This is a genomic window from Flavobacterium sp. GW821-FHT11G01 (genome assembly GCF_058808175.1).
In genome coordinates this window covers 196,503-209,278 of sequence record NZ_JBXARK010000005.1, presented here as the reverse complement: position 1 = coordinate 209,278, position 12,776 = coordinate 196,503, and the positions used below count along the sequence as shown (strand labels likewise).

9 protein-coding genes are annotated in these 12,776 nt (G+C 32.7%); 5 read left to right on the top strand and 4 right to left on the bottom strand.

All coding sequences use genetic code 11. From position 1 onward, the window contains the following. Positions 1 to 20 precede the first annotated feature (20 nt). Positions 21 to 2,567: a sodium-translocating pyrophosphatase gene (locus AC1RRN_RS11555; protein WP_492967446.1), complete on the top strand. Its 2,547-nt coding sequence runs from the start codon at positions 21 to 23 to the stop codon at positions 2,565 to 2,567. A 57-nt stretch (positions 2,568 to 2,624) separates the two neighbouring features. Here AC1RRN_RS11555 and AC1RRN_RS11550 read toward each other — a convergent pair whose 3' ends face one another. From AC1RRN_RS11550 to AC1RRN_RS11535, 4 genes are all read right to left on the bottom strand, one after another. Next, positions 2,625 to 2,993: a helix-turn-helix domain-containing protein gene (locus tag AC1RRN_RS11550; protein WP_492967445.1), complete on the bottom strand. Its 369-nt coding sequence runs from the start codon at positions 2,991 to 2,993 to the stop codon at positions 2,625 to 2,627. Positions 2,994 to 2,996: 3 nt separating this feature from the next. Continuing rightward, on the bottom strand, positions 2,997 to 3,293 hold the full coding sequence (locus AC1RRN_RS11545; RefSeq protein WP_492967444.1) for a type II toxin-antitoxin system HigB family toxin: 297 nt from the start codon (positions 3,291 to 3,293) through the stop codon (positions 2,997 to 2,999). A gap of 165 nt (positions 3,294 to 3,458) precedes the next feature. After that, positions 3,459 to 4,073 (bottom strand): deoxynucleoside kinase, encoded by a 615-nt coding sequence (locus AC1RRN_RS11540; protein ID WP_026983862.1) that lies wholly within the window; start codon positions 4,071 to 4,073, stop codon positions 3,459 to 3,461. Then, positions 4,073 to 4,888, bottom strand: a complete 816-nt coding sequence (locus AC1RRN_RS11535; RefSeq protein WP_492967443.1) for a hypothetical protein — start codon at positions 4,886 to 4,888, stop codon at positions 4,073 to 4,075. The genes AC1RRN_RS11540 and AC1RRN_RS11535 overlap by 1 nt, the downstream gene beginning before the upstream one ends. 211 nt (positions 4,889 to 5,099) lie before the next feature. On the opposite strand from AC1RRN_RS11535, the gene AC1RRN_RS11530 reads away from it, so the two are divergent. The 4 genes from AC1RRN_RS11530 (at position 5,100) to AC1RRN_RS11515 (ending at position 12,670) form a co-directional block, all read left to right on the top strand. After that, positions 5,100 to 6,014, top strand: a complete 915-nt coding sequence (locus AC1RRN_RS11530; protein ID WP_492967442.1) for a GLPGLI family protein — start codon at positions 5,100 to 5,102, stop codon at positions 6,012 to 6,014. 29 nt (positions 6,015 to 6,043) lie between these two features. Continuing rightward, positions 6,044 to 8,731 (top strand): carboxypeptidase-like regulatory domain-containing protein, encoded by a 2,688-nt coding sequence (locus AC1RRN_RS11525; protein ID WP_492967441.1) that lies wholly within the window; start codon positions 6,044 to 6,046, stop codon positions 8,729 to 8,731. A 90-nt stretch (positions 8,732 to 8,821) separates the two neighbouring features. Continuing rightward, positions 8,822 to 11,050, top strand: coding sequence for a hypothetical protein (locus tag AC1RRN_RS11520; protein WP_492967440.1), 2,229 nt, complete (start codon positions 8,822 to 8,824; stop codon positions 11,048 to 11,050). 153 nt (positions 11,051 to 11,203) lie between these two features. Next, a complete protein-coding gene (locus tag AC1RRN_RS11515; RefSeq protein ID WP_492967439.1) occupies positions 11,204 to 12,670 on the top strand; it encodes a M28 family peptidase in 1,467 nt (488 codons plus the stop codon). The last annotated feature ends 106 nt before the right edge of the window (positions 12,671 to 12,776 follow it).

Here is a 12,776-nt window from a genome sequence, read left to right as displayed (position 1 = left end):
ACCAAAACCATTACTATATTATGAATGCATTTATGATTTACTTGCCAATTGTTATGGCAATTTTAGGATTACTTTTCATGGGAATAAAAAGGACTTGGGTTTTAAAACAAGATGCGGGAGATGGGAAAATGAAAGAAATTTCAGATCACATTTATGAAGGAGCCCTCGCATTTTTAAAAGCTGAATATCGATTATTGACTTTTTTCGTAATTGGTGCCAGTTTAGTTTTAGCCGGAATTTCTTTTATCGTTCCTACCACACATATATTAATAGTAGTTGCTTTTATTTTTGGTGCCTTTTTCTCAGCATTGGCTGGAAATATGGGAATGAAAATAGCAACAAAAACGAATGTGAGAACAACGCAGGCGGCTCGTACAAGTTTGCCGCAGGCCTTGAAAGTTTCTTTTGGAGGCGGAACCGTAATGGGTTTAGGTGTTGCAGGTCTTGCCGTTTTAGGATTAACCGGTTTTTTTATTGTTTTCTTTCAAATTTTCATGAACGGAATCTGGACATCATCTGAAGATATGACTAAAGTTTTAGAGACTTTAGCAGGATTTTCTCTTGGTGCTGAATCGATAGCATTATTCGCCAGAGTTGGAGGTGGAATTTACACGAAAGCAGCCGACGTTGGTGCCGATTTAGTAGGTAAAGTAGAAGCTGGAATTCCAGAAGATGATCCGCGAAATCCTGCTACAATTGCAGATAACGTTGGAGATAATGTTGGAGACGTTGCAGGAATGGGAGCAGATTTATTTGGGTCTTATGTTGCGACAGTTTTGGCTGCTATGGTTTTAGGAAATTACGTTATTAAAGATATGGGCGGTTCTATTCAGGACGCTTTTGGAGGAATTGGTCCAATTTTGCTTCCAATGGCAATTGCGGGTTTCGGAATTTTATTTTCGATTATCGGAACTATGTTGGTAAAAATCTCTGATGACAATGCCAAAGAAGCACAAGTACAAAAAGCATTAAATATAGGAAACTGGGTTTCGATTGCTTTAACTGCAATTGCATGTTTCTTCTTAGTACAACATATGTTGCCGGAAACAATGCAAATGAGTTTCTTCGGAGAAGGTTCTAAAGATATTTCATCAATGCGTGTTTTCTATGCCACTTTAGTTGGATTGGTAGTTGGTGGAGCTATTTCATCTGTAACAGAATATTATACAGGATTAGGAACAAAACCCGTTTTGGCGATTGTACAAAAATCATCTACAGGAGCAGGAACAAACGTAATTGCTGGTTTAGCAACAGGAATGATTTCTACTTTTCCAACAGTTTTATTATTCGCAGCAGCAATCTGGATTTCTTATGCTTTAGCAGGATTTTATGGAGTTGCATTAGCGGCTTCAGCAATGATGGCTACTACGGCAATGCAGTTAGCGATTGATGCTTTCGGACCAATCTCAGATAACGCCGGAGGAATTGCCGAAATGAGTGAATTACCAAAAGAAGTACGTACAAGAACAGATATTTTAGATTCAGTAGGAAATACAACCGCTGCGACTGGAAAAGGTTTTGCAATCGCATCTGCAGCTTTAACGTCATTGGCTTTGTTCGCTGCTTATGTAACGTTTACAGGAATTGACGGAATCAATATTTTTAAAGCACCGGTTTTAGCGATGCTGTTTGTTGGTGGAATGATTCCGGTAGTTTTTTCAGCGTTAGCTATGAATTCAGTTGGAAAGGCAGCAATGGATATGGTGTATGAAGTTCGTCGTCAGTTTAAGGAAATCCCTGGAATTATGGAAGGAACCGGAAAACCTGAATACGGAAAATGTGTTGAAATTTCGACTAAGGCCGCTTTACGTGAAATGATGTTGCCAGGAATTTTAACCATTGGTTTTCCGATTGCAATTGTATTATTAGGGAAATTAGTTTATGCAGATAATAATCAGTTAATTGCTGAAATGTTAGGAGGATATATGGCAGGAGTTACTGTTTCTGGAGTACTTTGGGCCATTTTTCAAAATAATGCAGGAGGTGCCTGGGACAATGCTAAAAAATCTTTTGAAGCCGGAGTTATGATCAATGGCGAAATGACCTATAAAGGTTCTGATGCGCACAAAGCTGCCGTAACCGGAGATACAGTTGGAGATCCGTTTAAAGATACTTCTGGGCCATCAATGAACATCTTAATTAAATTGACTTGTTTAATTGGATTAGTGATTGCTCCAATTTTAGGAGAAGGTCACTCGTCTTCTGGGATGGCTGAAAAAGGTTCTTGTTGTAAAATGGAAATGCATGCAGGCAGTGTTTCTAAATGTGGAGATTTGTCAGGAATGAGGAAAGAAGAATGTATTAAAATGTGCAAAGAAAAAGGATGTACGGCTGAAGAAACAGCAAAATGTCTGGCTCATTATGATGCAAACGGAAAATATACGCATCAAAAAACAGATTGTTTTGATACTTCTAAATACAGTAAAAAGCGTGTAGAGGTTAACTTGTCTACCACAAATGGCGTAACAGTTGGAACAGTAACAAAAACCGAAAATGGAAAAACAACAACTGAAGTTTTTGAAGGTACTGAAGAAGAAGTAAAAGCAAAAATTGAAGCTGTAAAATAAAAATTGCATGTTAGTTATAAACAAAAAATGCCTCTAAATTTTAGAGGCATTTTTTGTTTATAAATCTAGAGCATATTCTTTTATTAAAATTGATGCTGGGATGTGAAGCTCTTCATTTAAAATTCTAATTTGCTTTATTGTTAAAGCTCTTTTACGTTTAAAAAGTTCAGATACTCTTGAACGGCTATTTAATAAAACGCCTAAATCAGCGTCAGTAAGTCCATTTTGTTCCATCATAAATTTAATGGCTTCAATAGGATCTGGCTCTGGAATAGGATAGTGTATTCTTTCATATTTTTCTATAAGTGTTACCAAAATATCTAATTCGTCTGCCTCTTCTGTATTAGGTTTAGCATCAAAAAGAATGTTTACTCTTTCTAGGGCTAAATCATAATCGTTTTCTGTTTTAATTGGTCTTATTTCCATTTTTTACAATGTTTTAATATCTTTTAAATTGTCATACTCTTTATGAGTACCAACAAATAAAACATAGATAATCTGTGTATTATAATTGATTTTAACGATTAAGCGATAATGATTTCCACAAATATTAAAGATCACTTTATTATTGCCAATAAAATCAGCTGATCCAAACATTGATTTAATAGCATTTGAGTTTTCAAAATTATTTTTATCAAAAACCTGATACCAGGATAATAATTGTTGTTTTGAATTTGGAAAACGTTCCCAAAAATTTTGTAATGTTCTTTTGGCTATTATTCTCATAACATATGCAAATATAATTATATTTTCCCAATTTGGGAAATATTTAAAAAACGATTATAAAAATAAGAAAATTATTACAGCTTATGAATTTCATCAAAGGTTTTAAAACAAAAAAAATGCCTCTAAATTTTAGAGGCATTTTTTTATTAGTGTAAATTAGTGTTTTTAAAACAAACCGTTTAATTCAGCATCAATACGGTTAATAATATTTCCTAAATCTTCTGGATTATCAACAAAGTTTATATTGTCAACATCAATAATCAAAAGTTTTCCTTTAGTATAAGTCTGAACCCAGGCTTCATATCTTTCGTTCAGTCGGCTTAAATAATCAATAGAAATAGAGTTTTCGTATTCGCGTCCGCGTTTGTGAATTTGACCTACTAAATTCGGGATAGAACTTCTTAAGTAAATCAACAAATCGGGAGCTTTTACTAGTGATTCCATTAATTCAAATAATGAAGTGTAATTTTCGAAATCACGACTCGTCATTAATCCCATTGAATATAAATTGGGAGCAAAAATATAAGCATCTTCATAAATCGTTCTGTCCTGAATGATTTTCTTTCCACTTTCGCGAATTTGTTGCACCTGACGAAATCTGCTGTTTAAGAAGTAAATCTGCAAATTAAATGACCAACGTTCCATTTGGTGGTAAAAATCATCTAAATAAGGATTATCAACAACATCTTCATAATGGGGCTCCCATTTAAAATGTTTGGCCAATAATTTAGTCAAAGTTGTTTTTCCAGCGCCTATGTTTCCTGCTATTGCTATGTGCATTACGGTGTTACGATTTTATAATTGGTGATTTCTTTAGTTGTAAAAATAGATAAAATTTGGTCTTTGTAACAGAATTTATCAAAGCTTTTTTGTAAAACTTCAATTTCAGAATAGGTATCTGAACTTGTGCTTGCTTTGTCTTTAAAATACAGCAAATTAGCTTTGCTGAAAATGTAAGAATTTGAGTCAATTATTTCGATTCTGTCAAAATCAGGTACCTGTCCTAAAGAAGTAGTTTTTCCAAAGATATCACAAGAGAACCAATTGTTTTTTTTATCAATCCAATAAAAAGTATTAAAGTCAGTCTGGTAGTATTTTATGGCTTCTGTTAATGGCGTAGACACCGTTTTATATTCATTTTTTAAATAATCAAAAAGACCAATTTGTTGATTTAAGGTATTGTAAATCCATAATTGATTTTGGGTTGACATACCAATTGCCGTTACAACAATGGGAATGCTGTTTTGAGAAAAATTAATTTCTGTCATTTTGTTTAATTGATTATCCAATAAAATAACGGTATTAAAATCTTCATAAAACAAAACTATTTTAAGCGGATTTAAAATGTCAACTTTGGTAATATTTCCCAATGAAACATTTTTATACTCAAAAATCTCATTTCCTTTAATCTTTCTAAAGACATTATTTTTTATCTGATAAGAAAATCCAAAAGAATCATATCCCAGAAAATCATCAATATCAGTATTAATTTGAGAGATTAAAGTTGTACTCATTTTTTTATTTTGTGCGGGAACAGCTGAGAATGAACAGGCGATAAAAAGTAAAAATAAGATTTTGTGCACTGTTTTGTTCATGATGAGTAGGTTTCAAAGACGCCAAATTACAAAAAACTACAGTTTTAGTGTGATTTTGTTTTTAAAACTTTTCAGAATTGCAACAATCTAATTAACAGCCGATTTCGTCGATATGTTATTGGTATTGATATATTTAATTTTTAGTATTTTAAAATTAATAATACATTTGAAAGTAAGTTCTATTGATTTACTCAATTTAAAAGAAAATGCAATGAAAAAAATATTTTTATATATGTCTTTAATACTCGTATTTACTCAAATGCGTGGACAAAAAGATTTTCAGGGAATGGCTGTTTATGAGTCAAAAACGCAAGCACCTAAAATGGATGGAATGCGTGCCAATAGAGATATCACGCCTGAAATGCAAAAAAACATGGAGGAGCGCATGAAAAAAATGTTGGAGAAAACCTTTATTTTGAATTTCGATAAATCGGCATCTATTTACAAAGAAGAAGAAAAATTAGAAACTCCTGGGCAACAAGGTGGAGGAATGCGTATTATGATGAACTCTTTTATGGGTGGCGGCGGCACTTTTTATAAAGATGTAAAAAGTAAATCGTATACAGTTGATAAAGAATTTATGGGAAAAGAGTTTCTGGTTATAGATTCTCTTCCAAAATTAAACTGGAAACTTGAGTCTGAAACCAAACAAATTGGAGGATATACTTGTTATAAAGCAACAGCAGTAAAAGAAGCCAGCAAAACTGACTTTAGAAACTTCAGACCTAAAAATAATGACGATAAAAAAGCTGAAGATAAAAAAGATGAGGCAAAGAAAACTTCAGGAGAAACAAAAACCAATTTTGCAGACAATTTTGAAATGCCAAAAGAGATTGTCATAACGGCATGGTATTCTCCGGAAATCCCGGTCAATCAAGGACCAGAAAATTATTGGGGTTTGCCTGGTTTAATTTTAGAAGTAAATGATGGAAGAACGACCATTTTATGTTCGAAAATTGTTTTGAATGCAAAAGATAAAGTCGAAATAAAAGCGCCTACAAAAGGTAAAGTGATTTCTCAGAAAGATTACGATGAAACCGTTATTAAAAAAATGGAAGAATTTAGAGAAATGAACCGTGGCCGCGAAGGTGGGCCGGGTGGTGGTCCAATAATGATCAGACGATAGTTTTACTATATCACCTTAAGTTTCTTTTCATGAAAAATATACTTTTCTTCGTCATTTCTTTAATGACCTCTATATCCTTTGCCCAAACGGTTCGTTTTGATGGTGTTATTCAGGACGAGCAAAAAAATCCGTTGGAGATGGCCAATATTATGGCTGTCAATAACGGAACAAAAGCTATGGATTCATACGGAATTACGAACGATAAGGGAAAGTTTCAATTGACTTTAAAACCAAATACTTCGTATACGGTAAAAGTGAGTTATCTCGGAATGAAATCGAAAGAAATGGCTGTGTCAACTAATACTGAAAATATAGTTCAGAATATTGTCATGGACGACACCGGAATTGAACTCGAAGGTGTTGAAATTGTTCGTGAAATGCCGGTTTCTATAAAAGGAGATACCATTGTTTATAATGCAGATTCTTTTAAATCGGGAACAGAAAAAAAACTGGAGGATGTTTTAAAAAAATTACCCGGAGTTGAGGTAAATGCCGATGGAGAAATTGAAGTTGAAGGAAAAAAAGTCAGCAAATTAATGGTGGAAGGAAAAGATTTTTTTGATGGAGATACCAAACTGGGCGTTAAAAATATTCCTGCTGATGCGATTGATAAAATTCAGGTTCTTAGAAATTACAATGAAGTAAGCCAATTAAAAGGTTTAGAAAATGATCAGGATAATGTCGCTATGAATATCAAACTGAAAGAAGGTAAAAAGAACTTTTGGTTTGGTGATGTAACTGCCGGAATTGGCGTTGCAGAACTCGACAGTCGTTACATTATTAATCCGAAATTGTTTTATTATAGTCCAAAATACTCTATTAATTTAATTACCAATTTCAATAATATTGGTGAATTACCTTTGACCGCGCAGGATTATTTTAAATTCACAGGTGGATTTAAAAATATGATGAAAAAGGGCGGAAGCAACTTTAATGTTTCATCAAATGATTTGGGAATTTCAATTTTAAGAAATAATCGTGCTAAGGAAATTGAAACGAAATTTGGAGCCACAAATTTTGCTTACTCAGTTTCAAAAACTTGGAATATTAGCGGTTTTGGAATACTTTCTACATCAAAAACAGATTTAGAAACAAAATCTCAAACGACCATTTTAGATTCGGGTGATCAGCAAAAAAGAGATGAATCAACACATCAAAAAAATAATTTGGGACTTTTTAAATTGAGTTCAACGTATAAACCCAACGATAAGTTTCAGTTTGATTATGATATCTTAACCAAATTATCCAAACAAGATGAAGACACAGATTTGTTGCGTGAATCGGTTGTAAATGATATTTCTTCTATTGAAACTATTTTGACTAACAAAAAACAGAATCCAACATCCGTAAATCAAAACTTAAGTTTGTACTATACGCAAAGCGATAAAAATATTTTTGCTTTTGAAATGCAGCATTTATATCAGGACGAAAATCCGTTTTATAATGCCAATTTACGAACACAGCCATTTGATTTGTCAGGTTATATTATAGGGCAACAGCGAAATGATTTAAATCAGGATCGTTTTGTAAAAACAAATAAATTAGACGCAAAACTCGATTACTATTATATGGTAACACCAAAAAGCAATATCAATATTACTTTAGGAAATACCTATTCTTATCAGGATTTTAATTCGCATATTTTTCAGATGCTGGACAACGGGAATCGAAATGATTTGAACGATCCTCAAAATAATAATCAGGTAAATTATAATTTTAATGATACTTTTTTAGGTTTTCATTATAAGATACTATCCGGAAAATTTACCTTGACACCAGGAGTAAGTTTGCATTCTTATTCAATGACAAACAATCAGTTAGGAACAGATTATTCTCAAAATTTCACCAAAGTATTGCCTGATTTTTTTGCCTTATATCAAATCAAAAAATCAGAAACACTGACTTATAATTTCTCTTTGTCAAATGATTTTACTGATATAAATCAATTGGCTTCGGGTTATGTTTTATCAGATTACAGCAGTTTATTTAGAGGAAATCGTTTATTGGAAAATGCCACTTCACAGGTACATTCGCTCCGATATTTCAAGTACAATATGTTCAATTTTGAGAATATTTTTGCCAACGCAACCTATACTAAAAAGGTTGATGCCATTAAAACCAAAGCTGATTTTGATGGAATCAATCAGTCATCTGTACCTTATAATTCAAATTTGGCAGATGAAACTTTTTCAGGAATGGGAAGTTATGGACGCTCTTTTTTAAAGAATTATAAAGCATCTGCAGTTGCAAGTTTCAATTGGTCGAAATTCAATAATATTCAGAATAATGTGCTGGCCACTACAGAAAGTTTTATCCAAAGTTATACGGTAAGAGCTTCAACAAATTATAAAAAATTTCCGAATTTAGAAGTAGGATACAACGCCTTAATCAATCAATACAGTGGTTCGACCTATTATACAGACAAACCCTTCGCAAGATTAGATTATTATTTTTGGAATAGTTTTTCGTTTGTGTCTGAATATGAATTTTATCATTATTATAATGGTAACAAATCGGTTGACAACGAATATGATTTTTTAAGTGCTAGTTTAATTTATCAAAAAAAAGACAGCAAATGGGAATATAAAATTGCGGCAACCAATCTGTTAAACACAAGATATCTTAATGATGATAGTTTCTCGCAGTTTTCTACACGAGTTTCTCAATACACGGTTCAGCCACGTTATATTATCTTTTCTATGAAATATAATTTATAGTATTTTAATTACAAAACTTCTTTTTTGTGATTTGTTTAATCAGGAATGCAATATCTTTACGCATTATATTAACAGCCAAAAAATTGAAGTATGCGTAATTTTAAATGGAGTTTCTTATTGTTTTTTTGTGTAATATTTGTTTCGTTTTCTCAAACAAAAGGCATTCAAAAAGGAACTTATCTGTCTACAAATAAAGGAGAAAAAATCAAACTGAATTTATTAGAAGATAATAAATACGAGTTGGTTTTTTATTCCGGAGAATATGAAATTAAAGGCGATTCACTTTTATTTTCACAAAAAGTAAAATCAGAGAATGCTTTTGATCTTGCTTTTGCAAATGATAAAAAAGCGCAAAAAATTAAAATTAAATTTTTAGATCCTTCCTATTATTCGTTCTATATCGGAACACAAAAATCAAATGATCCTGTTCAGTATCAAAAAATCAATGATATCAGAACTAAAATTGATCCGGATTTTATACAGACCAATTTAGAATTTGAAATAGATAAAGCAGATTATTTGTATTTGGTTTATGAAGACTACAATGGCGAGAGTAAATTGTCAAAATTTGCGCTGCCAAAAGATGTTTCTGAAGTGACTATTAACTATCAATTGTCTGCTGTAAACGATTTAAAGATTGCCGGATTTTTTGACCAAAAAACAAATGAGTTGAGAATTTCTGAGCAAAAAGGAAAGAACCCATTAATTTTTTTAAATGAGAAAGAGGTACCTCAAGCTACAGTTTCTAAAGTAATTCCGATTGAAAGTCAAACTATTTCAAACTGGACTTATCCGGGAAAGGAAGCGTTAATAAGTGATGATTTTGGTACAGAAAATGTAGCGGTTGATAGTACAGCGGTTGCTGTGGAGTCCTATCCTTCAACTAAATTTGATTTTAAATTTAAGATCGAAAACAATTTAAAAAACGCCATTTCATCAACTAAAAACAAACTTTTGGTTGTGTATGTTGATAGTAAAAATCAATCGGCAAAAACTGATTTTGATGCTTTTGTTAAAGATCAGGAAGTGCAAGTAGCATATACAATGTATGATGCATATCACGCGGAATATGATCTTTTTAATTATTATTTGGCTTCCGCCGAAGATAAAAAATGGTTGAAAGCCAATAAAATAACAGACAATCCAAGTATAATTATTTTAAATGAAAACGGAGATATTTTAGCAACCTCAAAATCTAATTTGAAAGACAAACAAGCTCAGTTTAATTATTATGACGGATTTTATAAAAAAGCGCAAAGAGTAAATGCATTTTTGTCTTTTGATAAAGTAATTAAAAATAAAAAAGCAACAGATACTGATTTGATTATGGCTTTTAATAAAGCAGCTGTTCTTGAAATGCCTTACGATTATGATTATACGGAAACAGGCACAGAAAATCCTGAGGATTTTAAGCTTGTAAAAGTAGCGCTGGACAAAAAAACAGTTTCTCAAACGTGGAAAAAACTAATTGAAGCGCATCTAAAAGATACAAAACCTAATATGTATTTGGTAGAAACAATTTTGAAAGAAATTAAAAATCAAGGATTTTACAAGCAATTTTTCAATGAAGACAAAGTGTTAACAGATACTGATTTCCTATCTATTGATTATTTGATAAAACATGTTGATGCTATAGAAACACAAAGAGTAGCTTTTAATGAAAAAGAAGGAGAAACACATTTAGTTGGTAATGTAATTTCTGAAATTACTTCGGCATTGCAACAAAACGCCTATATAGAAGCTGATGGAGTTTCCGGAGAAGTGAATAAAGACAAAACAATATCGGTTTATAAAAAACTGATTGTTGCCGGAAAAGGAAACTTTGAATGTTACCGTAATTATTTTGCCTATTTAGGTGAAGTCGAAGATAAGGACGGTTCTAATACAAGTTATTTAAAAGAGTTTAGTAGTTATTTTAATACTAATTTAGCGACAGATAAAGGAAGCGCAATCGAACGTTTAGATGAAATATATGCGACTTTAGATCCACTTTCTGACTACACTTATAATGGCTGGAACGCATTCAAAGAATACCATTCAAATTTATGCAACTCCGCTGCTTGGACAGTAGTGTTGAAATCTGCTAATTTTAACTTTTTAAAATCTGCCATTAGCTGGTCCGAGTATAGTTTAGTGGTTACTAAAAACAATCCTTATTATTTAGATACTTTGGCGCAGCTATACTATAAGGATGGACAAAAAGAGAAAGCTGTCGAAACTCAAACATTAGCAGTAAAATATTTAAGCGCCGAGATAGAAGCGGAAACTGCCACTGAAATTAGAGAGACCTTAACAAAGATGCAAGACGGAATTTACTAGATTCTGTTATTAAATAAAAAGCAAGCCCGACAGATTAAAATCTGTCGGGCTTTTGTTTGATTATAAGAAGTACTTTCTTTAAAGATCTTTCAAATTTAAAAAGAGCGTTTTTTGTCGATAAATTAGTAAGTTTGGAATACTAAATTAAAACGTATGAAAAACAAAATGATCTTAAGTTTGATTATTTGTGGAGGACTTGCTTTCTCGCAAACAATCAAAACACCTTTAGTTTCGGCAATAACGGATAAGGATCTTAGAACTGATATGTACCAAATGGCGGGTGATCATTTTAACGGTCGTGAGGCGGGAACATTAGATGAGTTAAAGGTATCGATGTGGCTGGCTAATAAAGCCAAAGAAGCCGGAATGGCTCCAGCTGGTGATGACGGAACTTATTTTCAATTTTTTGATTTGTACAGGCATCAGGTAACTCCCAATACAAAATTTAAAATTGGACAAAAAGAATATAAACTTTGGAAAGAAGTTTTGGTAGCAGAAACTACAAATATTAAAGTAGAAGGTTCTTTAGTTTATTTGGGTGCGGCCACAAAAGAAGAAATTGAAAAAGCTGATGTAAAAGGAAAAGTCGTTGTTTTATTAGCTTCGAAAGAAGGAATTGCAGATGATATTTCGCTTTTTGACAGACGTTATCCTGGTCTTGTTAGAAATAAATATTACGATCTTGTAGTTAAAAAAGGAGCCGTGGCACTTATTATGGTCGCAGATGAATTAGCAGAACAAAGTTGGTCTCAGGTTGAACCACAAATGACAAGAGGAATTTATGGAATAGAAGGTTTTCGAGATAAAATAGGTTCAACAATGCCGGTTTTCTGGGTACATGGCGATCAATTAGACTACCTGAAAAATACTAAAGACGTTTTGTCTGCCGAAGTGGTTTCAGAGACTTATAAATATCCGTCAGTAAATGTTGTTGGAACAATTGCAGGAACGGATCTGAAATTAAAAAATGAATATGTTCTTTTCAGCGGACATCAGGATCATGATGGTGTTCGTCAAAAATATGGTAAAGATTCTATTTACAATGGAGCTGATGATAATGCAAGTACCTGTGTAGCGATGCTAGCCATTGCAAGAGCTTACAAAAAACAACCCGGAAAAAGAACCGCTTTATTTGTATTTCATGGTTCTGAAGAAAGAGGTCTATTGGGATCAAGATGGTATGCAGCGCATCCAACTGTTACGGAAAAAGATATTGTAGCTGTTTTAAACGGAGATATGATTGGAAGAAATAATGTGAATCAGGCTGCTTTATTAGGTTCAAGTTCTCCTCACGAGAATTCTTCTGATTTGGTGGCTATCGCTAAAAAAGCAAATGACGAAGGACCAAAATTTGATTTGGATAAACTTTGGGACAGACCGGAACATCCGGAGTATTTTTATTTCCGTTCAGATCATTTGCCTTATGCCCGAAAAGGAATTCCGTCGGTGTTCTTTACCAGTGTTTTGCACAGTCAATACCATACACCAATGGATGAAGCAGAAAATATTGATTACGTAAAATTGCGCAAAATGACGGAGTGGATGTATCGCACAGGATGGATTTTATCTAATGATGCAGGTCGACCTAAAACTTTACCGGATGTAAAGCTGGAAAGATAAAATAGTTTTTGATAAAATAAAAACCCGATTTCTAATTTCTTAGAAATCGGGTTTTTTATGTTTAAGACTAAATTAGTTGTCTAATAATCTAACAATCTAAGTAGTC

Coding starts and splice junctions, on each gene's coding strand:
- AC1RRN_RS11525 (WP_492967441.1), top strand. CDS start 6,044: ATGAAAAATATACTTTTCTTCGTCATTTCTTTAATGACCTCTATATCC.
- AC1RRN_RS11540 (WP_026983862.1), bottom strand. CDS start 4,073: ATGCACATAGCAATAGCAGGAAACATAGGCGCTGGAAAAACAACTTTG.
- AC1RRN_RS11520 (WP_492967440.1), top strand. CDS start 8,822: ATGCGTAATTTTAAATGGAGTTTCTTATTGTTTTTTTGTGTAATATTT.
- AC1RRN_RS11530 (WP_492967442.1), top strand. CDS start 5,100: ATGAAAAAAATATTTTTATATATGTCTTTAATACTCGTATTTACTCAA.
- AC1RRN_RS11555 (WP_492967446.1), top strand. CDS start 21: ATGAATGCATTTATGATTTACTTGCCAATTGTTATGGCAATTTTAGGA.
- AC1RRN_RS11515 (WP_492967439.1), top strand. CDS start 11,204: ATGAAAAACAAAATGATCTTAAGTTTGATTATTTGTGGAGGACTTGCT.
- AC1RRN_RS11545 (WP_492967444.1), bottom strand. CDS start 3,293: ATGAGAATAATAGCCAAAAGAACATTACAAAATTTTTGGGAACGTTTT.
- AC1RRN_RS11550 (WP_492967445.1), bottom strand. CDS start 2,993: ATGGAAATAAGACCAATTAAAACAGAAAACGATTATGATTTAGCCCTA.
- AC1RRN_RS11535 (WP_492967443.1), bottom strand. CDS start 4,888: ATGAACAAAACAGTGCACAAAATCTTATTTTTACTTTTTATCGCCTGT.